The sequence below is a fragment of the Evansella cellulosilytica DSM 2522 genome, assembly GCF_000177235.2.
Lineage (GTDB): Bacteria > Bacillota > Bacilli > Bacillales > Salisediminibacteriaceae > Evansella > Evansella cellulosilytica.
Genome location: NC_014829.1, coordinates 1,583,970 through 1,608,716 on the forward strand (window position 1 = coordinate 1,583,970; position 24,747 = coordinate 1,608,716).

The 24,747-nt window shown below is 36.2% G+C and carries 23 protein-coding genes; 11 read left to right on the plus strand and 12 right to left on the minus strand.

What is annotated here, in order from left to right; genetic code table 11:
- Nucleotides 1-16: 16 nt before the first annotated feature.
- From ilvN to ilvE, 4 genes are all read right to left on the minus strand, one after another.
- Nucleotides 17-538 (minus strand): acetolactate synthase small subunit, encoded by a 522-nt coding sequence (ilvN, locus tag BCELL_RS07065; RefSeq protein ID WP_013487998.1) that lies wholly within the window; start codon nt 536-538, stop codon nt 17-19.
- Nucleotides 535-2,271: an acetolactate synthase large subunit gene (ilvB, locus tag BCELL_RS07070; protein WP_013487999.1), complete on the minus strand. Its 1,737-nt coding sequence runs from the start codon at nt 2,269-2,271 to the stop codon at nt 535-537. Before ilvB ends, ilvN begins: the two co-directional genes overlap by 4 nt.
- A gap of 423 nt (nt 2,272-2,694) precedes the next feature.
- Nucleotides 2,695-4,362 (minus strand): dihydroxy-acid dehydratase, encoded by a 1,668-nt coding sequence (gene ilvD, locus BCELL_RS07075; protein ID WP_013488000.1) that lies wholly within the window; start codon nt 4,360-4,362, stop codon nt 2,695-2,697.
- A 10-nt stretch (nt 4,363-4,372) separates the two neighbouring features.
- On the minus strand, nt 4,373-5,281 hold the full coding sequence (ilvE, locus tag BCELL_RS07080) for a branched-chain-amino-acid transaminase (protein WP_013488001.1): 909 nt from the start codon (nt 5,279-5,281) through the stop codon (nt 4,373-4,375).
- Nucleotides 5,282-5,750: 469 nt separating this feature from the next.
- Between ilvE and BCELL_RS07085 the strand changes: the two genes are divergently transcribed.
- Nucleotides 5,751-7,181 carry a SpoVR family protein gene (locus BCELL_RS07085; RefSeq protein ID WP_013488002.1) on the plus strand — a complete coding sequence of 477 codons (1,431 nt, stop codon included), beginning with the start codon at nt 5,751-5,753 and terminating at the stop codon, nt 7,179-7,181.
- A 120-nt stretch (nt 7,182-7,301) separates the two neighbouring features.
- Here the strand turns inward: BCELL_RS07085 and BCELL_RS07090 are convergent, their stop codons facing one another.
- Nucleotides 7,302-7,790, minus strand: coding sequence for a hypothetical protein (locus BCELL_RS07090; protein WP_041808159.1), 489 nt, complete (start codon nt 7,788-7,790; stop codon nt 7,302-7,304).
- A 4-nt stretch (nt 7,791-7,794) separates the two neighbouring features.
- Nucleotides 7,795-8,580 carry a hypothetical protein gene (locus BCELL_RS07095; protein WP_041808160.1) on the minus strand — a complete coding sequence of 262 codons (786 nt, stop codon included), beginning with the start codon at nt 8,578-8,580 and terminating at the stop codon, nt 7,795-7,797.
- Nucleotides 8,581-8,823: 243 nt separating this feature from the next.
- Between BCELL_RS07095 and BCELL_RS07100 the strand changes: the two genes are divergently transcribed.
- Nucleotides 8,824-9,750, plus strand: a complete 927-nt coding sequence (locus tag BCELL_RS07100; protein WP_013488003.1) for a manganese-dependent inorganic pyrophosphatase — start codon at nt 8,824-8,826, stop codon at nt 9,748-9,750.
- 718 nt (nt 9,751-10,468) lie between these two features.
- Here BCELL_RS07100 and trhA read toward each other — a convergent pair.
- Both trhA and BCELL_RS07110 read right to left on the minus strand, forming a co-directional pair.
- Nucleotides 10,469-11,110 (minus strand): PAQR family membrane homeostasis protein TrhA, encoded by a 642-nt coding sequence (trhA, locus tag BCELL_RS07105; RefSeq protein WP_013488004.1) that lies wholly within the window; start codon nt 11,108-11,110, stop codon nt 10,469-10,471.
- A gap of 7 nt (nt 11,111-11,117) precedes the next feature.
- Nucleotides 11,118-11,318: a hypothetical protein gene (locus tag BCELL_RS07110; protein WP_013488005.1), complete on the minus strand. Its 201-nt coding sequence runs from the start codon at nt 11,316-11,318 to the stop codon at nt 11,118-11,120.
- 175 nt (nt 11,319-11,493) lie between these two features.
- Here BCELL_RS07110 and BCELL_RS07115 point away from each other — a divergent pair, with 175 nt between their 5' ends.
- Together BCELL_RS07115 and BCELL_RS07120 are read left to right on the plus strand one after the other, a co-directional pair.
- Nucleotides 11,494-11,775, plus strand: coding sequence for a hypothetical protein (locus tag BCELL_RS07115; protein WP_013488006.1), 282 nt, complete (start codon nt 11,494-11,496; stop codon nt 11,773-11,775).
- A 54-nt stretch (nt 11,776-11,829) separates the two neighbouring features.
- Nucleotides 11,830-12,192, plus strand: coding sequence for a retropepsin-like aspartic protease (locus tag BCELL_RS07120; RefSeq protein ID WP_013488007.1), 363 nt, complete (start codon nt 11,830-11,832; stop codon nt 12,190-12,192).
- A gap of 57 nt (nt 12,193-12,249) precedes the next feature.
- Here BCELL_RS07120 and BCELL_RS07125 read toward each other — a convergent pair whose 3' ends face one another.
- Both BCELL_RS07125 and BCELL_RS07130 read right to left on the minus strand, forming a co-directional pair.
- A complete protein-coding gene (locus tag BCELL_RS07125) occupies nt 12,250-13,731 on the minus strand; it encodes a potassium/proton antiporter (RefSeq protein WP_013488008.1) in 1,482 nt (493 codons plus the stop codon).
- 77 nt (nt 13,732-13,808) lie between these two features.
- Nucleotides 13,809-15,104 (minus strand): MEDS domain-containing protein, encoded by a 1,296-nt coding sequence (locus tag BCELL_RS07130; protein WP_013488009.1) that lies wholly within the window; start codon nt 15,102-15,104, stop codon nt 13,809-13,811.
- A gap of 177 nt (nt 15,105-15,281) precedes the next feature.
- Between BCELL_RS07130 and BCELL_RS07135 the strand changes: the two genes are divergently transcribed.
- The 6 genes from BCELL_RS07135 to BCELL_RS07165 all read left to right on the plus strand — a co-directional run bounded on the left by BCELL_RS07135 (nt 15,282) and on the right by BCELL_RS07165 (nt 22,904).
- Nucleotides 15,282-16,205, plus strand: a complete 924-nt coding sequence (locus BCELL_RS07135; protein ID WP_013488010.1) for a ketopantoate reductase family protein — start codon at nt 15,282-15,284, stop codon at nt 16,203-16,205.
- 85 nt (nt 16,206-16,290) lie between these two features.
- Nucleotides 16,291-18,201, plus strand: a complete 1,911-nt coding sequence (locus BCELL_RS07140; protein WP_013488011.1) for an LTA synthase family protein — start codon at nt 16,291-16,293, stop codon at nt 18,199-18,201.
- Nucleotides 18,202-18,314: 113 nt separating this feature from the next.
- Complete coding sequence (map, locus tag BCELL_RS07145) at nt 18,315-19,067, plus strand: type I methionyl aminopeptidase (RefSeq protein WP_013488012.1); 753 nt, start codon at nt 18,315-18,317, stop codon at nt 19,065-19,067.
- Between the two features lie 879 nt (nt 19,068-19,946).
- Nucleotides 19,947-21,614: an L-lactate permease gene (locus BCELL_RS07155; RefSeq protein WP_013488013.1), complete on the plus strand. Its 1,668-nt coding sequence runs from the start codon at nt 19,947-19,949 to the stop codon at nt 21,612-21,614.
- A 102-nt stretch (nt 21,615-21,716) separates the two neighbouring features.
- Nucleotides 21,717-21,923: a hypothetical protein gene (locus BCELL_RS07160; protein ID WP_013488014.1), complete on the plus strand. Its 207-nt coding sequence runs from the start codon at nt 21,717-21,719 to the stop codon at nt 21,921-21,923.
- Nucleotides 21,924-22,133: 210 nt separating this feature from the next.
- A complete protein-coding gene (locus BCELL_RS07165; RefSeq protein ID WP_013488015.1) occupies nt 22,134-22,904 on the plus strand; it encodes a hypothetical protein in 771 nt (256 codons plus the stop codon).
- Nucleotides 22,905-22,991: 87 nt separating this feature from the next.
- On the opposite strand, the gene splB is transcribed toward BCELL_RS07165, so the two are convergent.
- Both splB and BCELL_RS07175 read right to left on the minus strand, forming a co-directional pair.
- The gene (splB, locus tag BCELL_RS07170) at nt 22,992-24,023 is read right to left on the minus strand and encodes a spore photoproduct lyase (protein ID WP_013488016.1); all 1,032 of its coding nucleotides are present in this window, start codon (nt 24,021-24,023) and stop codon (nt 22,992-22,994) included.
- 64 nt (nt 24,024-24,087) lie between these two features.
- The gene (locus tag BCELL_RS07175; protein ID WP_013488017.1) at nt 24,088-24,336 is read right to left on the minus strand and encodes a transcriptional regulator SplA domain-containing protein; all 249 of its coding nucleotides are present in this window, start codon (nt 24,334-24,336) and stop codon (nt 24,088-24,090) included.
- Between the two features lie 202 nt (nt 24,337-24,538).
- On the opposite strand from BCELL_RS07175, the gene BCELL_RS22480 reads away from it, so the two are divergent.
- Nucleotides 24,539-24,715, plus strand: a complete 177-nt coding sequence (locus BCELL_RS22480) for a hypothetical protein (protein ID WP_013488018.1) — start codon at nt 24,539-24,541, stop codon at nt 24,713-24,715.
- The last annotated feature ends 32 nt before the right edge of the window (nt 24,716-24,747 follow it).

Here is a 24,747-nt window from a genome sequence, read left to right on the forward strand (position 1 = left end):
ACATGAAGGTCAAAACTTATTTTAATAATGAATAGCTAGTAAGCTCAGTAACTTGTGGCTGTTGACCACGTAGAAAAGCAGTAACTCCAGTTCGTGATATTTCCTTAATGCCATATGGACGTAAAAGGTCAATAAGAGCCTCAATCTTTTCTGGCTTACCAGTTACTTGAATCGCGAGACTTTCTCTACTCACATCAATAATCGATGCACGGAAAGGTTCAATTACTCCTTGAATTTCACTACGGAGCTGTCCGCTACTTACTACTTTTATAAGTGCCAGCTCACGAGCCACAACCGCCTTATCCGTTATATCTGATACTTTAATTACATCTATTTGTTTGTTAAGCTGCTTCGTTAGCTGTTCAAGCTTTTGATTGTCTTCAACATCAACGACTAATGTCATTTTTGATATGCCTTCTGCTTCAGTTCTACCAACTGAAATGCTATCAATATTGAATTGTCTTTTTTGCATTAACCCAGTTATCCGGTTTAGTACTCCGCTGCGATTTTGTACAACAGCAGTAATTATCCGCTTCATGATGGCTTCACTCCTATCATTTCGTTTAACCCTTTACCTGGAGCGATCATCGGATACACATTTTCTTGCTGTAATACTCGACAATCTAAAACTACAGGGCCGTCGTAACTAAATACCTCTGGAAGAAGGCTGATAAGGTCTTCTTGGGTTTCAATTTTTATACCGCGAATTTGATAGCTCTCTGCAAGCTTAACAAAGTCTGGTTGAACGCCGATTAACGATTCTGAATATCGTTTCTCATAAAATGCTTCTTGCCATTGTCTTACCATTCCTAATGCACCGTTATTAACAATCATTACTTTGACTGGTAAGTTTCTTTCTTGTAAAACGGAAAGCTCTTGTAGTGTCATTTGGAAGCCACCATCACCTACAACAGCTACGACAGTAGAGTCTGGCTCAGCTAACTGTGCTCCAATAGCTGCAGGAAAACCAAAGCCCATTGTACCTAATCCTCCTGAAGTAACCCAGCGGTTTGGTTTATTAAACGTATAGTATTGGGCTGCCCACATTTGATGTTGGCCAACATCTGTCGTGATAATGGCTTCACCATTTGTTACTTTGTGCAACGCCTTGATTAACCATTGTGGAACCATTTCCTGCTTAGGGTTGTTATACCATAATGGAAATTCCTGCTTTTGCTCACTTAATTGTTGCATCCAGCTACTATGGTCTGGTGATTCAGCACTTTGAGATAATAGCTGAGATAATGCTGCTTTTGCGTCAGAGACAATTGGAATATGAGTGGAGACGTTTTTTCCAATTTCAGCAGGGTCAATATCAATATGTGCTACTGTCGCATTCGGAGCAAATTTTTGTAAATTTCCTGTTAGGCGATCATCAAATCGTGCGCCAATATTAATGAGTAAATCACAGTCATATAAAGCCATGTTTGCTGTATATGTGCCATGCATTCCAGCCATTCCTAAGGCTAATTCATGGTTTCCAGGAAAGCTTCCTAATCCAAGTAATGTTGTCGTAACTGGTAATTGATGCTTTTCTGCAAAAGCGATTAATTCATCATTTGCTCTGGCGAATAGAATACCAGCGCCTGCAAGGATAATAGGTTTTTTTGAAACTGCAAGTGCGTCTGCTAGTTTCTTGATTTGTAAAGGATTTGGTTTAATTGTTGGTTGATACCCAGGTAAGTGAAAATCTGTACTGTAAGTATCCTCGCAAGGATTAGCTGAAATATCCTTTGGAATATCGACTACAACTGGTCCTGGTCTTCCTGTAGTAGCAATATGAAAGGCTTCCTTTACTATTCTCGGTAAGTCACTGACGGATTGTATTTGATAATTTTGTTTTGTAATTGGTGTTGTAATCCCCATAACATCGGCTTCTTGGAATGCATCTGTTCCGATAACACCACGAGCTACTTGCCCTGTAAATACAACGAGAGGTAGTGAGTCCATCATGGCATCAGCTATGCCAGTAATTAAATTAGTTGCTCCTGGACCAGATGTAGCAATAACTACACCTGGTTTTCCAGACACACGCGCATAGCCTTCTGCAGCATGGATAGCTCCTTGTTCATGTCTTGTTAATATGTGTTCAAAAGAAGCATCATTTTCTTGTGCTCTATAAAGAGCATCGTAAATAGGTAAGACTGCACCACCTGGATAACCAAAAATTGTGTCTACTTTTTCATTAATCAGCGTTTCTACAAGAAGATCCGCTCCTGTCTTAGGCTTAGTACTAGCAGCTTTAACTGCTTGATTAGCATCTACCTTCACCTTAAAATCCCTCCTATAATTGTTTTTTAACAATTAACGTTCTTTTATATGCCTGCAACAATGGAATACTCGTCATGTATTCAATAATAAATATAAAAAGGCCTATTTCTTCCCATAAAACGCATGAATATACGCATTATCGGGGAGAAAAGACCTTTAGCTTTTCACGGTACCACCCGGATTTACAGTATCCTTACGAATACTGTCTTGTGAAGCTAAGTATTATAGCTTCATTTGATAACAGGTGGTCAAAATGATCACCTGACTAAGCCTAATGGGTTTCCCGTTCAACTTAGCACTCAGGGAGGATGTCAGAATAAGTCGTATTTCCGGGCTTCCAGCAACCCCGGCTCTCTGTGAATACGATTGTATTATTCCTTTATTCCCGTCAACGCTTTTACTATTTAGATTTGTCAAATGACATTATATTTTCATTACGCCACCAGTATTGGCAGATGTCACAAGCTTTGAATATTTTGCTAAATAACCTGATTTAATTTTCGGTTCTGGTTTTTTCCAACTTTTCTTTCTTTCTTCTAGTACGTCATCATCAATTTGTAGCTCAATAGATCGTGATGATAAATCAATTATAATGGGATCACCATTCTGTACGAAAGCTATAGGTCCACCTTCAGCAGCCTCTGGAGATATGTGTCCAATCGAGATACCACGACTTGCTCCAGAGAATCTACCATCTGTTATTAATGCAACCTCTTTATCTAAACCACGTCCAGCGATAGCAGCAGTGGGGGCAAGCATCTCAGGCATACCTGGACCACCTTTAGGACCTTCGTATCGAATGACGACGACATGACCTGATTGTACAGTTCCATTATTAATTCCGGCTAGAGCATCGTCTTGAGATTCAAATACGATTGCTTCACCTAAGAATTTTTTTATAGATGGATCGACAGCACCCACTTTAATAACACCGCCGTCAGGAGCTAAATTACCGTGTAATATCGATAATCCTCCTACAGGACTATAAGGATTATCTTTCGTTCTAATGACCTTGTCATTAAGAATTTTAGCATCCTTTACATTTTCAGAGATCGTTTTTCCTGAAATAGTAATTTGGTCTTTATGAATAAGTCCGTCTATTTTACACAGTTCGTTGATAATTGCGCTTACACCACCTGCAAGGTGAACATCATGCATTGAATAATCGGAAGCAGGACTAATTTTTGATAAATAAGGTACCTTCTCAGCAATTTTATTAATTTCATGCAAGTCATAATCAATACCCGCTTCATGAGCGATTGCCAACGTGTGTAATACAGTATTTGTTGAACCACCCATAGCCATATCTAGAGCAAACGCGTTATCAATAGTTTTCTTAGTTATAATATCCCTCGGTTTTACATCCTTTTTTACTAAATCCATTAAATGGTTTGCCGCTTCATAAATCAAGTTTTGTCTTTCATCAGATGTAGCGACCATCGTACCATTTCCAGGAACTGTAAGACCAAGCATCTCCATTAAAGAGTTCATTGAATTCGCAGTAAACATTCCAGAGCACGATCCACAGGTTGGACAAGCTAGCTGCTCTAATTCAGTGAGTTCTTGTTCTGACATAGATCCTTGGTGATAGGCACCAACCCCTTCAAATACTGATACTAAGGAGAGGTTTTGACCTGTAGACGAGACGCCCGCTTCCATCGGTCCACCTGAAACAAAGACAGAAGGTACGTTTGTTCTTGCAGCAGCCATCAGCATTCCAGGAGTAATTTTATCACAGTTCGGAATGTAGAAAACACCGTCAAACCAATGTGCGTTTATAACAGTTTCAGCGCTATCGGCGATGATTTCTCTACTTGGTAGTGAGTAACGCATTCCAATATGTCCCATCGCAATACCATCATCTACACCAATAGTATTAAACTCGAATGGAATACCACCAGCTTCCCTTATAGCTTTTTTCACAACCTCTGCGAAGCGATTAAGGTGCATATGTCCTGGTATGATATCAATATAAGAGTTACATACTCCTATAAATGGCTTATCTAAATCTCTTGTTTTAACTCCTGTTGCGTGTAATAGACTTCGATGTGGTGCGCGGTCTATTCCTTTTTTGATCATATCGCTACGCATGGTAGGCCTCCTAACTAACTTCTGCTCTATTCTTTGATGATGGATAGCATTGTATCCCGTCAGTTGTAACAACTTTTCTGAATTCTGATAGTAAATGATTTGTTACTTTACCTGGCTTTCCATCACTTATCATTCTTTTGTCTACTTCTACAACGGCTATCACTTCTGCAGCTGTTCCAGTTAAAAATACTTCATCTGCAACATAGACGTCATGCCTAGTAAATGGGGTCTCTTTCATTTCATATCCACATTCTTTTGCTAAATCTATAATTGCGTTTCTTGTAATACCTTCTAGTGCTCCTAAATAAACTGGCGGAGTAATAATTGTATTGTTTTTTACGATAAAAATGTTATCTGCCGACCCTTCTGTAACATAACCTTGGTCATTTAGCATTAGTGCTTCATGAGCACCAGCTTGATTTGCTTCTAATTTAACTAATATATTATTTAAATAGTTCAATGATTTGATTTGAGGACTCAAAACATCAGGCCTATTTCTTCTACTAGCAACAGATGCTACAGTTAATCCGAGTTCATATAGTTCTTTCGGAAAGAGTGCTAACTCTTCTGCGATGACAATGACGTGAGGGGCTGAGCAACGACTTGGATCGAGTCCAAGATTTCCAGGACCACGTGATACGACAACACGGATATAACCGCTCTCTAATTGATTTTTTCGCACCGTGTCAACAATAATTTGCTGAAAATCCTCCTTACTGTATGGAATTTCTAGCATAATGGACTGTGCTGATTCATATAAACGCTTGAGATGTTCTGTCAGTTTAAAAATGTTACCGTCATATACTCTAATACCTTCGAACACCCCGTCACCATATAGAAACCCATGATCGTAAACAGAAATGACGGCTTCTTGCTTCGTTACAAATTTACCGTTCGAAAAAATCCATTGACTGCTCATACGTGTTACCACTCCTTCCTTTAAATAATCGTTACTTTAAAATTGTATAAAATATTTCGAATATGATAGTCATTTGTGCAAAATAACTAATTGTTCGAAGTTTCTAATAATTAGTTTGTTGTCGCCAATCATACAATCAAATAATTGATAGGTCAACAGGTGAATGACAAATTTTCTGACATTTATGATAATTTAGACATGTTGTAACCGTTTACAACGTTGAAGTGTAAGGAATCTACTATACAAAAAAAGGGCTATTGTAAATTTTTTTAAAGCGCTTACAAAATGGCGTGATGTCTACGGGCTGTAAGGCTATAAGATGATTTATGTCATCTATTATTTGTAAAAAAATACTAATCAATTTTTACTTGTAAATAAAGATGTATGATGACTAATATGTTGTTTTCAGTTCATGAACTCCTTTATCCAAACATAAACTGTGTTAACCATACGTTTGGGAGGCGAAGGGATGAACAATCACTCAAATGAATTAGTGAAGGCTATTGAAGAGATAACCGAAATTGCTGAAGGGTTCGGTTTAGATTTCTATCCAATGAGATATGAAATATGTCCCGCAGACATTATTTATACTTTTGGTGCATATGGAATGCCAACACGTTTTTCTCATTGGAGCTTTGGAAAGCAGTTTCATAAAATGAAGCTACAGTATGATTTAGGGTTAAGTAAAATATATGAATTAGTCATTAACTCAAATCCGTGCTATGCATTCCTATTAGATACAAATTCGATGATTCAGAACAAGCTAATCATCGCTCACGTTTTAGCTCATTGTGATTTCTTTAAGAATAATGTTCGATTCTCTAATACGAGGAGAGACATGGTTGAAAGCATGACAGCGACTGCTGAAAGGATTGCACATTACGAATTGGTTCATGGTAGGCAAGAGGTTGAGCAATTTCTAGATGCAGTTTTAGCGATACAAGAACATATAGATCCTAGTTTAGTGAGACCAAAGTTAGCTTGGTCAATGGAGGATGTGTGGCAGGAAGAGGATGAAAACGATAATGTAACCGAAACACCATTTGATGATTTATGGTCACTAGATGAAAGTAATAACCGAGAACAAGAACAGAGGTCTAAAAAAACGAAGAAAAAACAAATTCCACCGCAGCCAGAAAAGGATATATTATTATTTATTGAAGAATATAGTAGAGAGCTTGAGGATTGGCAACGAGATATTTTAACAATGATGAGAGAAGAAATGCTTTACTTTTGGCCACAGCTAGAAACTAAAATTATGAATGAAGGCTGGGCATCTTACTGGCATCAAAGGATCATTCGAGAAATGGATTTAACTTCCGATGAAGCGATCGAATTTGCAAAGCTAAATGCTGGTGTCGTACAACCATCAAAAACACAAATTAACCCATACTATCTAGGGTTGAAAATCTTTGAAGATATTGAGGAAAGGTACAATGACCCGACGGAAGATATGATCTTCCAACAAGGGGTTGAAAAAGGGAGTGGGCGAGAGAAGATTTTTGAAGTAAGAGAAATTGAATCTGATATTTCTTTTATTAGAAACTATTTAACGAAAGACTTAGTCATGAGAGAAGATATGTATTTATTTCAGAAAAAGGGACGGGAATACAAGGTTGTAGATAAAGAGTGGGAAAACGTTCGAGATCAGCTTATCAGTAGCAGAGTAAATGGTGGCTTTCCGTATATCGTCGTTAAAGATGGCGATCATTTGAAAAATGGAGAGCTCTATTTGAGTCATGAATATGAAGGTATTGAGCTAGATACACAATATTTAGAAAAGACGTTACCGTATATTTATCAGTTGTGGGGAAGGCCCGTTCATATGGAGACAGTAATGACAGAACGCAAAATTGTGTACACTTACGATGGAAGAAAAATAAATAAGCGTTACGTATAGCAGCTAGTTGACTGAAAAGGTCGAATTTTAGAGGACACTGAAAAAGTACAGAGCAACTTTTTCAGTGTCCTTGATTTTTATCTTTTTTAAGTCAACTTTTAGCATTTGGGACAGTCTCATCTATTTTATTGACGTTTCGCGTTCCGTATTGTTATTAACAATTGAGACACCGAGAGCGAGGTTATCCCACAGAATCGTTTCTATTTTTTTTCCTTCGCCTTCCTCACATTCGACTATGAGAACGACCTCTGTTAATGCATGAGGCTTTTTTTCTCTTTCTTTTGTTTTCTTTTTTGTATAAAAGTAATCAATCAAAAAGCCAAGTGTGGCCCCGCTGGCTAATCCTATTAAACCCCAAATGATTGGACCCCACTTAAATAGGAATCCATAGGATGCCCCAAGAACTGCAAAAACGGTACCAAGGGCAGCTGCCAAATCGAAGAGACTTACACCGTCTGAACGATGCAGCGTATCGAAAAGCTTTCTATCCTCTCTTCTTTTGTCAAATGGAACCGCTAATATTTGATTTTTTGTGATGCCATAATGTTCTATTTGAGCAATTGCAATTTCTAAATTTTTCGATTGCTCGAACGATGATATGACTAGCATGTATTTATACCTCATTAATTTTTTTAATCGATATAGAAAGATCTTGATATTCCTTTTGAAGATACTCCGCTTGCTCCTGTTTATAAAGCTTGTTGTATTCGACTGCAAGCTTATACGATTCGTAAACAGCAAAAACATATAATGAAGGCATAAACAAAGCCCATTGTGCATTTATCGCTTCTTTTGCAATAGAAAACTTACCAAATAGCGTTAAATGGAGTGCCGGGAGTAGGTTAGAAAAATAAGTACATACAATCCAGCATAATAAAAGAAAAAAACCAGCAGGTACTCTCTTTAAATATAGATGACCCATTCCAGGCATCAGCATGGACCAAATGAGTGCTAACCATGGTGGTCGTTTATCTAGAAAGTTTAAACCTAGAGAACCTAATGTAAAAGGAACAACTGGCGCTTTTTCTTTGATCGCTAATACGTATATCTTATTAATATCCACACTTTTTCGGTAGCCGTCCCATATTGAGGCAATATAGACGGGTATGTATAGTAGTATCCAGTCGGTATCTAGCACTTCCTTCGCTTTATCAAATTCACCAGTAAATGAATAAACCATAGATAAATTTATTTTTGCATTAACGTTAATAATAAATTCCCATATGAAAAGGGTAAATCCTTTAATGTATGCCCCTAACATGAGGTGACCCATACCAGGGAAAGCTGCTGACCACCATGCAGCAACCCATGGATTATTGAGTTGAATAAGGTTTGTAATATAGGAAGATACCGTTGCTCGATAGTACCGTGCTTTTTTTTGTGCTGATAAATTGTCCATCAAAAGTCCCTCTAATTCACTTATAGACTACTATCTTCTTTTAATTTGTCTCAAATTTAGAATGAATATGCGAAAGTTAATTGTTTCGGTATTAACAATTTATAAGCTGCTAATTTTTTCTAGTGTAAAAACAGATTTATTATTTCTTTTAGTGGAAACGTTTAGTTTTGTTGTTTATAATAAGTGCTGTTACATATTGTTTAATAAGAATTACGATAAATACATAATAAAGGAGTTTTTACAATGGCAAAAGTATTCGTTTTCGGTCATAAAAATCCTGACACAGATACGATTTGTTCGGCAATTGCTTATTCACATTTAAAAAACAAATTAGGTATGGAAACAGAAGCAATTTGTTTAGGTCAAGTGAGTGGGGAAACACAATTTGCGCTAGATTACTTTAAAGTCGATGCGCCGCGTTTCGTGGAAACTGTTTCAAATGAAGTGAGTAGTGTTATTTTAGTTGATCACAATGAGCGTCAGCAAAGTGCAGATGATATTGATAAAGTTCAAGTGCTTGAAGTAATTGATCATCACAGAATTTCCAACTTTGAAACGAGTGATCCTCTCTATTACCGCGCTGAGCCTGTAGGGTGTACAGCAACGATATTAAATAAACTATATAAAGAGAATGGAGTTACAATAGAGAAGCATATTGCAGGGTTAATGTTATCTGCGATTATTTCAGATTCTTTATTATTTAAATCTCCAACATGTACTGATGAAGATATTACAGCTGCAAAAGAATTAGCTGAAATTGCAGGTGTTAATAGTGAAGTATATGGCCTAGAAATGTTAAAGGCTGGTGCAGACTTAAGTGACAAAACAAGTAAGGATTTAATTTCTTTAGATGCTAAAGAATTTACGATGGGTTCTAGTAAAGTGGAAATAGCACAAGTAAATGCCGTAGATGTTGATGAAGTGTTAGTGAATAAAGCTGAATTAGAACAAGAAATAACTGCAGTTGTTAATGAAAAAGGATTAGATTTATTTTTATTAGTTATCACTGACATATTAAATAACGACTCTGTATGTTTAGCAATTGGTGAGAAAGCTACTGCTGTGGAAAAGGCATTCGATGTCACGTTACAAAACAATACTGCCGTATTAAAAGGCGTTGTTTCTCGTAAAAAGCAAGTTGTGCCGGTTTTAACAAACGCTTTTGCTTAATAAAAAGGAGTGAGCCTCAAAAGGTTGATTTTTTACCTTTTGAGGCTCACTTTATGTCGAAAATACGTTAATAGCAGAGGGCACTGAAAAAGTGGTGTTCTTTCACTTTTTCAGTGTCAGTACTTTCTACATTTATGGGACAACTTATTCCTAGAAAAAGTTGAAAAAATATTGGCGGTGGAAATGAGCCACGCGTAGTAGCGAGAAGAGCAGAGGGCACTGAAAAAGTGGTGTTCTTTCACTTTTTCAGTGCCAGTACTTTCTACAATTTATGGGACAACTTATTCCTAGAAAAAGTTGAAAAAATATTGGCGGTGGAAATGAGCCACGCGTATTAGCGAGAAGAGCAGAGGGCACTGAAAAAGTGGTGTTCTTTCACTTTTTCAGTGCCAGTACTTTCTACAATTTATGGGACAACCTCTTCCTAGAAAAAGTTGAAAAAATATTGGCGGTGGAAATGAGCCACGCGTATTAGCGAGAAGAGCAGAGGGCACTGAAAAAGTGGTGTTCTTTCACTTTTTCAGTGTCAGTACTTTCTACATTTATGGGACAACTTATTCCTAGAAAAAGTTGAAAAAATATTGGCGGTGGAAATGATGCCACACGTAGTAGCGAGAAGAGCACTCACTACTACTTTAAAGACATGTGGCATCATTTCTACACCACTTTTAAGAAAAGACTAAAAACGAGCTTTATTAAGCTCGTTTTTAGTCTTTTCTTAAGGTAATAAGTAACCTAAAATAGCAATGAAGTGTGCGGCTGTACCAGCTAAAACGAATAGGTGCCAAATGGCATGATGAAACTTAAAACCACGCCAAACATAGAAAATAGCGCCTAATGTATATAATAGTCCACCTAATATAAGGAGATATAGTCCGTGTGGATGTAAGTTGTTAACGAGTGGTTTCCATGCGAAAATAATTAACCACCCCATCAAAACATACAGCATAGTCGATGTAAATAAAAACTTTTTGACGAAAAAGCATTTAAAAACTGTACCGGCAATTGCTAATCCCCACACTAAACCGAATAAAGTCCAGCCTAACGAGCCTTGAATGATAATAAATAGGAATGGGGTGTATGTGCCAGCAATAAAGAAGTATATCGATGAATGATCTAAAATTTCAAATACATTTTTTGCTTTTCCTTGTGGTAATGCATGAACGAAGGTGGAAGCTGTATATAATAGCACCATAGTTACTCCATAAAGAGTGAAGCTTACAATATGCCAAGCTGTACCATAAAGGCTAGAAAAAACAATTAAAAGAACTAAAGCTGCAATACTTAAAATGGAACCTATCCCGTGAGTAATAGAATTTGCAATCTCTTCTTCTTTTGTAAAGACGTGCGTGTTAGCCATTAATACATCATTCCTTGCTGTGATTTATATCATTTTCTTCATATTCATACATTTTAACTTCTTCTACATTTTCTTTTTCTGACCGTTTCTTATTTGCTCGTTTCAGTCTATTTACTGTAAACGATGCTGCAATAAAGACAAATATCATAATAATATACGCGTAAGCGAATCCACCTTCAGCTCTATCGGGCATCGTAAAGAAATCCATTTATATATTACCTCCATATGTTTGAATTTTATAAGAATAACATTTACTGTTAGTATAACAGGATTACTTTCAAAGATGCTACAAAACAACTTCGATCAAAGTTGAAACTTCTCATCTCGAATCACGTAAACAAATATGTAAAGTAATCATTAGTACATTTTTATGGAGGAATTTTATGGCATATATCGCTTCACTTCCGTATGTGACGAAAGTTAGAGTTATAAACAGTATTGAACAAAAGGTGATAGAAAAACAATTCAATATCGTTTTATATAAAAATAAAGTTGTAACTGAGGAAAAGGAGTTTTTATTAAATCATGTTTTTGATATAACTTTTCATGAAAGGAAAGGTGAGCTAGGCTTTTTATATTTACATACGAACCAAGGCGTTTTTTCTTTTCAAGTAAAAGTAGATCCATCAGCTTTTATTGAAACATACAAAAACATATCGAAATAATTGTGCTAATATAAATGTGTATTGTATCTTTCTCAATAAGGAGAGTGTTTTCCGATGAAGAGCTTAAGAATTGATGGAGGATATTTGTTGACTGAAATGACGGTTTATATTAATGGGCAACCGTTAAAGCTAAACAGAGTATTAGTTGATACTTGTGCCACACATAGTAAGTTATCAATACAACGGTTAGTCGAAAATGGTATAACTTTAAGCGAAGCAAGTACAATGGAAGTACCCTATGTTATGAATGCGTCCAGCTTAAGTGTTGGGCCATTGAAGATCATTGATTTTCCGTTAGAAGTAAAAAAATTACAAGACGCCAATTTAGATGGTGTATTAGGGTTAGACTTTTTAAAAAAGGTTGGGGCGAAAATAAATTTAGATGCAATGACCTTATCAGGTTCAAGAGTTATTTAAACGAGAATTTTGTAAAAAGGCAGTGTCAAAGGTGAAAAGCCGAAATGACGCTGCCTTTTATATCTTTTCCTCTTTCGTGAGTAACACTTGCTTTGCAATATTTAAGTCTTTACTTTTTACTAAAACGAACAAAATATCGTCTTCATAGATAATTGTTTGTCCGTGAGGTGGAATAAGTTCGTCTTCACGTATAATCGCATTAACTAATACGTCATTTGGTAGAGGGAGATCAGTAATTTTTCTACCGATATTTTGATTATTACTATCAATAAAGAATTCAACGATTTCAGCATTCGTTTGTTGGAGTGAGGTTAGCTCTAAAATATGTGTTGGAGCTTTTTTAGGTGGTTTTGTTAATTGGAGCTTCTTTGCAACGTATGGAATACTGGCTCCTTGTAATAAAGTAGACGTTAATACGATAAAAAACACGAGATTAAAAATGATTTGACTATTTTCTATCCCAGCAATCATCGGAAATGTTGCTAGTATAATCGGTACAGCCCCACGTAAACCAGCCCAAGAAAGAAATGCTTTTTCCTTCCAATCAAATGGAAAAAAGTGGAGTGATACGTAAACGGAAATTGGGCGAGCAACAAACATAAGAATGATGGATAAAAGAAGTCCTTGCCAAATGATTGTCCAATCTAACAATTGTGATGGGAACATAAATAATCCAAGTAGAACAAACATAGTGATTTGCATCATCCAAGCAAAGCCTTCGTGAAAACGCAAAATGGAGTGACGGTAAGTTAAGTCATGGTTACCGATTACTAATGCTGCGATATAGACAGCTAAAAAACCACTGGCGTGTACTATTGAAGTGAAGCTGTAAGTCAATATGGCGAATGCAGATGCGAGAACAGGATATAAACCACTTGAGTCTAATTTGATATTATTAATAGAAAATAAAGCAAGTTTACCGAAAGCGAAGCCGAGTAATAGCCCTATACCCATTTGCCATAAGAATGATATAAAGACAAATGCAAAATTAATACTAGATACGGTGATTAATGAAATGAGAGACACCGTCAAAAAGATTGCCATTGGATCATTTGTTCCTGATTCAGCCTCTAACGTTCCTTCTAATCTTCCCTTTACATTTTGACCACGAAGGACACTAAATACGGCAGCAGCATCTGTTGAACCAACAATAGCACCAAACAAAAGAGCTTCCCACCATGCAAGTCCAATGATATATTTCGCTCCGACACCAACGACTAAAGCAGTGAGTAGTACGCCGATAGTTGCTAAAGTAATCGAAGGAGTAGCAACGCGTTTTACATTTTTCCATTCTGTTTGAAGACCACCTTCAAACAAGATCATAATGAGAGCGAAAATGCCAATTAATTGCGCGACTTTAGGGTTATCGAAGTAAATGATTCCAGCAATATCACTACCCATTACCATCCCTATACCGATAAATAGAACGAGTGCTGGAAGGCCAAACCGGGTGGAGAACTTTGTTGTAAATACTCCGAGTAAGAGGAGTATTGCTACAATTAATATTATTGCGGTAGCATCAAAGGTGTCAGTAAGCATTAATTATAACAACCTCCTATTAAAATGGTGATTTGTAATATAATATATCATGTTTTATTTAATCATATAACGGGAAACTACTTTGGGAAGGTAATTTTAATCGTTGTACCTTTTCCTAAAGCGCTTTTTACTTTAATCGTTCCATTGAAGTGGTGAACCAATTTATTTACCATGTATAAGCCTATCCCTTGCCCAGAATGTTCTTCGTGCATTTTTTGGTACTTAGTAAATAGCTTATCTAATTGCTCCTTTGACATACCGATACCCTCGTCCTTCACTTCTAAAACAATATGATTGTCCTCTACATAGCTGTAGAAATATACATTATCATTTTCTGAACTATATTTGATTGCATTACTTAATAAATTTGAAATAATTAATTTGTACCCCATAATATTCCCGCGGACGATGATGTTATTAGGGATGTCAATGTTAGCACGGAGATGAATGTTTTGTGTCCGCCCTTTTATCGTCATAATTTCGATCACTTCGTCTAGGATGGGGATAAGCTTAACGAGCTTAAGCTTCCAAAACGAATCCGTCGTAATCATCTGTTCCGTTTGAATGATATGGTGGATTTCATGGTCAATAGCTACTGAATAATCTTCTATTAGGCTTAATTTCGATAATTTACTTTCATCCTCAATTTCAGATTTTAAGATCGCAGCAAACGATTTAATTACGGTAAGTGGATTTCTTACTTCATGAGCTACAACATGAATAAAGTCTAATTTTTGCTTGTAGAAATCAACATCAGATTCTATCTTCTTTTGTGTCGATAGAGACGGAAAAATTGTTTCTTTTGATTGATTGTATAGTGAAGATTTTACAAGGTCATTATCTGTCATAAAATATTCATGGCTTCGCATCATTTCCGTTTGTATATATGCGGGTACCTCCCGGCCGTTATAGCAGCATACGGTCATAAAGCCTATTTCACTTACCGTTAAATCACATTCGCATTCATATGTATGAAGCTTATCTAATATATTTTCCTGTTCACTCCAATCAACATGCCCCCATACTCTAACGGATTGTTGTTTATCGACATAAGGCTGTACAGTTGATTTGAAATTATTTAGCACCCGCTCAAAATGGAAGTCTCCATACATTTCATAAAACTCATAATTAGATATATATTCGAAAGAACCTTTTGCTATCATTTGCTTAATTTCACTGCCAAATTTCGCATTTAATGCTGCGTAATTTGTAAAGTTATCAATGTAGACAACTTTTTGATTTAATTCGATTGCAGACTGAATAAAGGATATGACATTTTCTATGTATTGTTCAGCATCACGATAAAAATATAATATGTGAGAACCTTCTGTTACATTTATTTTTTTTGTTAATGGTAGTGACCTAGTTGCCATAGTTTTTCCCCCTGTAAGTGTGTTGTCTTCATTTTAGCTAACATCTTTTATAATTGGAACAAATATCCTCTAATTAGTTGATATTCGACAAAACCTTTCTAAATATAGATTTAAAAAGGATTTCTTTTGCGAAAGTAGAACTAATAATGAGAGGATTTTTGAGAGGAGACTGTAGTAATGAAGATTTTAATTGTTGGTGCTGGAGCGGTTGGTGGTTACTTCGGAGGACGTTTAATAGAAAAAGGAGAAGATGTTACTTTTTTAGTTAGGGAACAAAGAAAACAGCAGCTCCAGGAGCACGGGTTGGTCATTAATAGTGTTCATGGAGATGTCAAACTTCACCCAAAAATGATAGTCGGAAATGAAAATGATGAACCGTTTGACATTGTTATCATCGCAACAAAAGCGTACCATTTAGAGGACGGTCTACGAACAGTTGAACCATTCGTACGTGAATATACAACTATTATCCCGCTATTAAATGGCATAGAGCATATGGAACTACTGCATACATATTTTTCGCCAGAGCAAGTTTTGGGAGGATTGTGTTTTATAGAAGCAACTTTAAATAAAGAAGGGGCAATTATTCAAAAAAGCAACATCCACTCTCTCATCTTTGGTGAATGGAGTGGCAAAGTGACTGATCGTGCTAAAGAAATAGAGAATGCTTTTTCAAATACAAAGGCCTCGTTTCAATTAAGTGAAAATATACAACAGGAAATGTGGCATAAATATTTATTTATTTCTACATTCTCGGGTATTACGGCATTAATGAGATCTCCCATCGGACCAATTAGAGATACGATGGAAGGGAGGACATATATACAACAATTATTTGAAGAAATACGGATCACGATGGTGGAGCATGGTGCACCAATAGCGACATCTATTGTGGAAACATATATGCGGTTAATAGACCAGCAACATGCAGATATGAAATCATCAATGCTTCGAGATATTGAGAAAGGGGCGCAAATAGAAGCGGATCATCTTCAAGGGTACTTGTTATTGTTAGCAGAAAGAGTGGGAGTGGAAACGCCATTATTACGTCTCATTTATCAACATTTAAAAGTGTACGAGAAAAATTATTTCCGTAACTAATCAAAAATTTGAAACATTAGTGTCTGTTCATTCGTCAATGGTATTATAGGGATTGATTAATTTAACTATTGATGAGGGGATTATGATGAAAGCAACATTAATAAATACGTTCAAAATGATACCGAAACCATACTTACTAGCCATATTTTTACTTTGGCTCAAAACAATAGTAGTAGGCTTTATTAGTTTTAACATTACAATTGAAAATATTCTTCAAGGCATAATTTATTTGTTAAGTCCTATTGCTTTTATTATGTTTGTCGTAGGTTTTATATTATTAGCAAAACAATCGAGACGACCAGTGTATTTAATGCTCTTTATGATAGTGGCTACTTTCATATTGTATGCTAACGGTGTTTACTATCGAGAATTTACTGATTATATGACATTACCAGTTTTATTAGTTGGTGGCAACGCCTCTGATTTAACGACAAGTATTGTCGCATTAATTCAATGGCATGATATTTTGTTTATTATTGACGTGATTGTTATTGGTGCCTATTTGATCGTAAATAAATTGAAAGAGAAGCAAGAGAACATAGAATTTTCTTTTAGAAATATGCGAGCTTATTTTATTTTTGTTGCGGTCGTTTTCATACTAAACATAGGTATAGCGAATATTGAGAGACCTCAATTGCTTACACGATCTTTTGATAGGGAATTGTTAGTGAAAAATATTGGAATCTATAACTATCACATTTATGACGTTTATCTTCATACTACTACTAGGGTCCAAAGAGTATTTGCTAGTGAAGATGAATTAGTAGAAATTATGGGCTATATGGAAGAACAGGAAGATCAGAGAAGTAAAGACTTATTTGGCGCTGCTAGAGGGAAGAATGTCATTTTAATTACAGCAGAATCAGTTCAAAATTTTGTTATAAATAATACGGTAAATGGAGAAGAAGTGACGCCATTTTTAAATGAGCTGATTAAAGATAGCTTTTACTTTGAGGAATTTTATCATCAAACTGCTCAAGGGAAAACGTCAGATTCTGAGTTTTTAATAAGCAACTCACTATATCCTCTTCCACGTGGGGCAGTATTTTTTACACATGCTAGTAACGAGTATTATGCCCTACCTGAGATTATGAAGGAAAATGGCTATTACACTGCTTCTCTCCATGCGAACAACGGAAGCTTTTGGAATAGAAATGTTATGTACGATCAACTAGGTTACGATCGTTTTTATGATATTAACGATTATGAAATAACGAATGAAGTTGGTTGGGGATTAAAGGACATTGATTTTATGGAGCAATCGCTTGAGCATTTAGTTAATATGGAACAACCTTTCTATACAAATTTGATTACACTGACGAACCACTTTCCTTTTGACTTGGATGAGGAAGATCATTTCATTGATCCATTTAATTCAAATAGTCGCACTTTAAATCAATATTTTCCAACTGTAAGATATACAGACGAAGCAATAAAAGTATTTTTCGAAGGTTTAAAGGATGCTGGCTTATATGAGGATTCTATCGTTGTCATCTTTGGTGACCATTATGGCATCTCCAGCTTCCACAATAGAGCGATGGAACAATATTTAGAAAAAGATGTGACTCCGTTTGTTGAAGTACAATTGCAACAAGTACCACTCATTATTCACATTCCGGGCATGGAAGGAGAGACACTTTCTACAGTAAGCGGACAAATTGACTTAAGACCAACACTTCTCCATTTGCTAGGTATTACTGTAGAAAACCAAACTATTTTTGGGAAAAACTTGTTTTCTGAAGAGCTTGAAGAGCTCGTTATTTTAAGAGATGGTAGCTTTATTACTCCAGAAGTGATATATACAAATAACGTCTGCTATGACAAGCGCAATGGACTTCCAATGGAAGAAATTCAACTTTGTGAACACTATTTTGAAGAAGTAGATAGACAGCTATCGTATTCAGATCGCATCATTTACGGAGATTTATTGCGGTTTGAGCAAAGTGTAACCGCGGATGATGAAGAAATTGTTGAAGATGGTCCGGCACCGAAGTAATGAAGACAACTATGATGTAATAAAGATAAGACGAATGGATTTATTCATTCGTTTTATTTTTATCAACATTTTTTATTTGTTATCTCACTAGTATTAAAGGGAGGGGGATGTCATTGATTCAGCTTAAATCAGAACGTGAAATAGAATTAATACGAAAGTCAGGTGAGTTAGTAGCCGAGATTCATAAGCAAATAGCAACGATGATGAAGCCTGGAATCTCATCACTTGAGATAAATGACTTCGTGGAAGAGTACTTATTAAAGAACGGTGCAACGCCGGCACAGAAGGGATATAAAGGTTATCCTTTTGCTACTTGTGCATCTATTAATGATGAAATATGTCATGGATTTCCAAGAAAGGAACCCCTCAGATCAGGTGACGTTATTACGATAGATTTTGTAGCAAACTTGCATGGAGGATTGGCAGACTCAGCTTGGACCTATACCGTCGGGGATGTTTCTGATGAGATTAAACAATTATGCAGAGTTACAAAGGAAGCATTATATGTGGGGATAAAGGAAGCAAAAATAGGCAATCGTGTAGGTGATATAGGAGCAGCAATAGAGGAGTACGTTGCTCCTTTTCAATATGGAATTGTAAGGGAATTTGCAGGTCATGGTATTGGCCCAACGATACATGAAGAACCGAACATCCCGCACTTCGGAACGAATAGAAAAGGGAAGAGATTGAAGGAAGGCATGGTTATTACGATAGAGCCAATGATCAATACAGGATTTTGGGCATCACAAATGGATGAAAATGGCTGGACTGCCAGAACTGTAGACGGGAGCATTTCTGTACAGTATGAACATACACTGGCGATAAGTAAGGAAGGACCAGTTATCTTAACAGAACAAGGAATCTAATAAACACTGAAGAGATGACGGTGTCCCTAGTAAAGTCGAGGCTAATGAAAAAATACAGACCACCTTTTTAATGCCTATAAATTGAATGGCAATGGCACACTTGCCGACACCGACATATAAAAGACTTAAAACTAACTCACCCTAGTTTTAAGTCTTATTTTAGTTTTTTACACTTGAATGAGTTTCATAATTTAAAAGTAGTGTTGATTGAAACGAAAGGGTACGAGACGCCTGCGACGAGCGTTACATCACGATTAAGCTTCGAGTTGTCTCGACGGATACAACTCCAGAGCGTTGCATGTAGAGGAAGAGACAGGTTGTGAGCTGAAGATCCATCGGGGTGGGCAAGGTGGATAGCAATGGCTCCGTTCGTTGCGCGACTACTCTGAGAAACCCACTCATAGTAGTCTTCCAAAAGATTGCAACGACTACGCTCATTGCATGGAGGGAAGTGAATAAGGTAAAGATCAACCTTTTTCACTTCCCTCTTGAAGCCTTGCCCGCGGCACCGAGCATATACTTCTTGAATACGCTGCGAGCTGTCTCGACGGATGCAGCTTCAGAGCGAAACTAGAAGAGGAAGAGACAAGCGAGTATCCTGAAGTAAAAATCAACACCAAAGTTAATAGATAAAAATTTTTTAGAGTAAATACATATTTCTTATTTCTAACAAAAAAATTTATTATTTTCTTAATATTCTATGAAATGATCGGGTGGAAAATATATAATAGATTCTAGAGTACGATTGTCAACATGAATATATTTTTATACAAATCGCTGACCGACAAAGTTCATAATCGAATTCATAAGTGGGTAAGGTAAGTACAACTATGTTAAACACCACCATTCATCATTTTAGACTTAGAAAGGAATTTTCCTATGACAATGCTTATTGCCTTAACACCGATTATCGCTGTTATCATTTTTCTCGTTGTTTTAGGTATGCCAGCAATGAAAGCAATGCCTATTAGCTTTCTTGCAACTGGTATTTTAGCTTTTTTTTATTGGCGAGTTCCGTTTGTCCAATTACTAGCCGCTAGCTTGGAAGGAATCATAATCGGAATATCAATATTATATATTGTGTTCGGTGCGATCTTGCTTCTGAACACGTTGAAAAACAGCGGTGCAATTGATACAATTCGGAACAGCTTTCTTGGTATTAGTGCAGATCGACGTGTCCAATTGATCATTATTGCTTGGTTGTTTGGTGCATTTATAGAAGGAGCTGCTGGATTTGGAACACCACCAGCAATTGCTGCGCCATTATTAGTTGCCTTAGGTTTTCCACCGTTGGCTGCTGTTGTTTTAGCTCTCATTGCAGATAGTAGTCCTGTTTCTTTTGGAGCTGTAGGTACGCCAATCATTGTTGGGATTGATCAAGGTTTACAGGCGGGATCTGAGGTGGCACCCGTAGCTGCTCCTTATTTAGAAGGAATAGAGATGACCGATTATTTAAGAATGATTGCCTCTCAAGTAATGCAAATTGATATTTTCGTTGGAACATTTATGCCTTTAATTATAGTGATGATACTGACGCGCTTTTTTGGAGAAAACAAGTCGTGGAAGGAAGGCCTTGCAATTTGGAAATTTGCTATCTTTGCTGGCTTGAGTTTCACGGTTCCAGCTCTAATCGTAGCTACTTTTTTAGGGCCAGAATTCCCATCTATATTTGGAGGTTTAATTGGACTAGCCATTGTTATTCCAGCAGTAAAAAAAGGCTTTCTATTACCTAAAGAAAAGTGGGATTTTCCTAAAGAACAAGATTGGGATATAGATTGGTTAGGAAAAATGTTAAAAACTAAGCCGGGGAAGCCAAAAAAAGAGCTACCTTTAGCTTTAGCATGGACACCATATTTATTAGTTGGGCTATTTTTAGTTTTAACTAGAATTGATGTACTTCCTTTTAAGGAGTGGCTTCAAAATGTGACGATATCATGGTCAAATATTTTAGGAACGAATATTAGCACATCATTAGAGCCTTTATATTTACCAGGGTCGATTTTTATAATCGTTGTTTTAATTACAGCATTGATCCACCGCCTAAAAACACGGGAATTACTCTATTCCTTTTCGATTTCAGGAAAAGCAATTGTTGGAACTGCAGTCACATTATTTACTGCTGTTCCGATGGTGAGAATATTTATTAACTCCGGTGTGAATGATGCAGGACTTCAAAGTATGCCTATTGAACTTGCAAATACTGCTGCTGATCTGTTAGGGGGCTCATGGCCATTATTTGCACCATTTATTGGCGCTCTAGGTACTTTTATCTCAAGTAGTGCTACGTTTAGTAATATGATGTTTACATTATTTCAGTTTAGTATCGCTGATCAAATTGGTGTAGACCCTACACTCATATTAAGCTTACAAATATTAGGATCAAATGCCGGTAATATGATTTGTGTACTCAATATTGTCGCAGCAGCTACAGTTGTAGGGCTATTAGGTAAAGAAGGGAAAATTTTAAGGCTAACGTTTTTACCTATGTTATACTACTCTCTTTTCTCTGGTGTCATCGGGCTCATTATTGCTTATTTGATTTTATAGCTATTGATGAGAGTATTAGCTGAAAAATAATAATTATATAGAGGAGAGTTGAGCTGTTTTGTTTAATATATATATTAAACATTTTTATAGGAGGATTAACTCATGAGTGGATCTTCAAAACGGGGCTCTCTTGACGTTGCGATGGAGTTAACGGATTTATATTGTAAGGAATATATTGTTGAGGATGAAAAAGAATTACAGGAAATCTTCACGAAATTTTATGCCATTGCAGAATATTGTCAGCATAAATCAGCAGATGATTTGAAATCGTTAATTCCGGATGTAGTGAAACGACATTCTGGGTGGTAGCATTTAAGAAAATAATGGTGTAGAAATGAGAGGGTGTCTCTAGAGACGCTCTTTTTTTGTGACGCTTCGCGGGAATCAGGAGACGGTAGGTTTATAATCAACAACAAAGTTTATCAGCAGAATACAATGAACTTTTATTATTTTGAATATGAAACATAGTTGCTATATATGTCGTTCTATGTATAAAGACATGGCATGGGAGTGGACATAGTGAAGTATATTTTGCTTGAGGTTGGCTGGAAAAAAGTAAATAAAAATCAGAATCTCGCTTTTCGAGAACTGACGGAAATCGTTGCTGTTGAAGTTCAGATTATTGATGACATTTTCATAAAAGGAAGTAAATATCATTCTTATATACGACCTGTTTATCAGCATTGGAAAAAGAAAAAAGGAGTACAGCATTATTCAAATTGGTGGCTTGCCCCAACTTTCAATGACGTAATGAAAACTTTTCAAAACTGGTACAGTGCATATAAAAATTATCCATGGGTAGTTTCCAATCGGAAAGTAATCTCTATTCTCGACGAAAATATAAATAAGCATGACTGTCATTTTTATTGGCCTAAAGAAATTGTTTATGTTAACGACATTTATAATCATATGGAAAAAGATATCATAGCACATAAAAAACAAAAGGAACACAGCGGTGGTCACCAATCTCATTGTGAGGAAAAAGTGAACCAATTGATACTTTCGTTTATGAAGCTTCGGAAAGAGTTTATCGTTAGCAAGCCTTTTGTTTCACCAGCTCCTAAAAAAAGAAGGCAGCAACTAGCAATTGTAAAGCAGCTAAAAACACTAATTGAGGAGCAAAAAGTGTCGGTGGAAGAAATAGCTGAATGGAGTCAGCTATCAGGAAGAGATATAAACTGTATATTAAAGCAGGAAAAACGAATAAACTATATTGAGGAAAAAAAGCTTACCCATGCCTTTCATACGTATCGTGAAGTTAATGCATTAACAGAGTCTTGGGGTGACTGAATGTGTATCTTTTGGAAATACGATAGTATGATGCGGTAGAAATTCGTCACAATAGCTAGTGTGGCGACATTTCTTAACCGCATTTTTTCACGTGAAATATTCAATTTTTGCATCGGGAAAGTACCCTTCCATATATTGATATAGCGTATCTTTTATATCCTCTTGTTCATCTGTTTGATAAACGTACTTACCTATCCCATACTTTCCCCATTTATATTTTCTTTTTTCCTCGTTCAACTCTAGTTTTGTCATAGGATAATTTTTTTGTATCACTTTTTTTGCTGGCTTCGTAAAGCGATGTTGTATAAATTCAAATGTAATATCTTTTCGGACATCGTCTGGTAACGTTTCGTCTAATATTTCAAACATTTCTTTATAGCCTGATTTCCAGCCTTCATGTAAATAAATAGGGGCAACGATAAAACCTAGCGGATATCCAGCTCGAGCAACCTTTGCAGCGGCATCGATTCTATCCTTTAGCCTAGAGGTGCCGTGCTCAAAGTTTTTTATTACATAGTCTGCATTTATACTAAAACGAAAGCGTGTTTTTCCTTGATGATCTGCATCTAAAAGATGATCAACATGATGGTACTTTGTAACAAATCGAAGATTGCCTAAATCTTTTTTACCAAAAAATTCGATTGTTTTCTTTAACGAATGTGTTAAATGATCTATCCCAACAATGTCAGAAGTACAGGCAGCCTCAAACCTTGTAATATCGGGGGCTCTTTCCTCCATATATTTTGATGCTGTATCTAAAATCTCTTCTAGATTAACATATGTTCTTATGTAAGGCTTACTTCCCATTGTCGTTTGTAAGTAACAATATTGGCAGTGACCCATACAACCTGTTGCTAAAGGAATAGCATATTCTGCTGATGGTTTTGATGTATCAAATTTTAATGTCTTCCTCACTCCAACTACGAGTGTCGACTTTGCATTGCGGTACTTTTGAAGGTCATTATCCCCTGGAATATTTCTCACTTGATTGTGGGACGTTGTATTTCGTATTTCAATATTCATTTTTTCAAACTTATCCTTTAGCTTTACACCGAGAGGATATTCAAGAGCAGCTGGTTCTATATAAACGAGCTGAGGTGTAAATGGTTTTTGTTGCATATATCTCACCTACTATATATTTTTTGAAATGGGACTCACTGCATAAACATGAGCCCCATTTAGACTAAAATACATCTACATCAGATTCATTAAAATACAAATTGTACATTTCTTCAGCTTCTTCATAATTATTAAACATCGCATAATCATCTGTTAATGGCATATAGTCATCAAAAAGAAATAAGACAGTTCTGCCAGGATAATCTGGATGGTCAACGATCGCTGCTTCTTGGATTTGTGCTACAGATTGTGTATGTGGATTCCGACAAATCACGAAAACGGAATCACCAGGGTGAAGTTGTGTAATATCCACAGTATGCAGCTCCTTTATATGTGAACTTTACAAAGTGATGCTTCATTACTGATTAGAGTCTCATTACTTATAAGACAATATACTCTCGTAACGATGGTTAATTATCCCTTCATCACTTGTAAGTGAATGTTATAGTGTAGATAATCATGAACGTTCGTGTTTTATCACTTATTGAGGTAAGTAATACCGAAAGGGGAATGTGATGGAAACTAAGAAAATGAATAAGACGTTTCTTGGCTATATTATAGGCATCGTTATAGCTTTTTTTATACTCAGTGTCGTGACGAACAAGTTTCAATTTGGTATGTTATTAAGTTCTTTAATAGGAGCGATATTAGGATACTTAATTTTATATTTTATGAAGATTAGGAAGTCCTAAAAGGATGAGTGACGAGGGAATTGAGAATATAA

What these genes read in the sequence shown, in the direction of transcription:
- ilvN (WP_013487998.1), bottom strand. Translation starts at nt 538, where the DNA reads ATGAAGCGGATAATTACTGCTGTTGTACAAAATCGCAGCGGAGTACTA.
- ilvD (WP_013488000.1), bottom strand. Translation starts at nt 4,362, where the DNA reads ATGCGTAGCGATATGATCAAAAAAGGAATAGACCGCGCACCACATCGA.
- ilvE (WP_013488001.1), bottom strand. Translation starts at nt 5,281, where the DNA reads ATGAGCAGTCAATGGATTTTTTCGAACGGTAAATTTGTAACGAAGCAA.
- BCELL_RS07085 (WP_013488002.1), top strand. Translation starts at nt 5,751, where the DNA reads ATGAACAATCACTCAAATGAATTAGTGAAGGCTATTGAAGAGATAACC.
- BCELL_RS07090 (WP_041808159.1), bottom strand. Translation starts at nt 7,790, where the DNA reads ATGCTAGTCATATCATCGTTCGAGCAATCGAAAAATTTAGAAATTGCA.
- BCELL_RS07095 (WP_041808160.1), bottom strand. Translation starts at nt 8,580, where the DNA reads ATGGACAATTTATCAGCACAAAAAAAAGCACGGTACTATCGAGCAACG.
- BCELL_RS07100 (WP_013488003.1), top strand. Translation starts at nt 8,824, where the DNA reads ATGGCAAAAGTATTCGTTTTCGGTCATAAAAATCCTGACACAGATACG.
- trhA (WP_013488004.1), bottom strand. Translation starts at nt 11,110, where the DNA reads ATGGCTAACACGCACGTCTTTACAAAAGAAGAAGAGATTGCAAATTCT.
- BCELL_RS07110 (WP_013488005.1), bottom strand. Translation starts at nt 11,318, where the DNA reads ATGGATTTCTTTACGATGCCCGATAGAGCTGAAGGTGGATTCGCTTAC.
- BCELL_RS07115 (WP_013488006.1), top strand. Translation starts at nt 11,494, where the DNA reads ATGGCATATATCGCTTCACTTCCGTATGTGACGAAAGTTAGAGTTATA.
- BCELL_RS07120 (WP_013488007.1), top strand. Translation starts at nt 11,830, where the DNA reads ATGAAGAGCTTAAGAATTGATGGAGGATATTTGTTGACTGAAATGACG.
- BCELL_RS07125 (WP_013488008.1), bottom strand. Translation starts at nt 13,731, where the DNA reads ATGCTTACTGACACCTTTGATGCTACCGCAATAATATTAATTGTAGCA.
- BCELL_RS07130 (WP_013488009.1), bottom strand. Translation starts at nt 15,104, where the DNA reads ATGGCAACTAGGTCACTACCATTAACAAAAAAAATAAATGTAACAGAA.
- BCELL_RS07135 (WP_013488010.1), top strand. Translation starts at nt 15,282, where the DNA reads ATGAAGATTTTAATTGTTGGTGCTGGAGCGGTTGGTGGTTACTTCGGA.
- BCELL_RS07140 (WP_013488011.1), top strand. Translation starts at nt 16,291, where the DNA reads ATGAAAGCAACATTAATAAATACGTTCAAAATGATACCGAAACCATAC.
- BCELL_RS07155 (WP_013488013.1), top strand. Translation starts at nt 19,947, where the DNA reads ATGACAATGCTTATTGCCTTAACACCGATTATCGCTGTTATCATTTTT.
- BCELL_RS07160 (WP_013488014.1), top strand. Translation starts at nt 21,717, where the DNA reads ATGAGTGGATCTTCAAAACGGGGCTCTCTTGACGTTGCGATGGAGTTA.
- splB (WP_013488016.1), bottom strand. Translation starts at nt 24,023, where the DNA reads ATGCAACAAAAACCATTTACACCTCAGCTCGTTTATATAGAACCAGCT.
- BCELL_RS22480 (WP_013488018.1), top strand. Translation starts at nt 24,539, where the DNA reads ATGGAAACTAAGAAAATGAATAAGACGTTTCTTGGCTATATTATAGGC.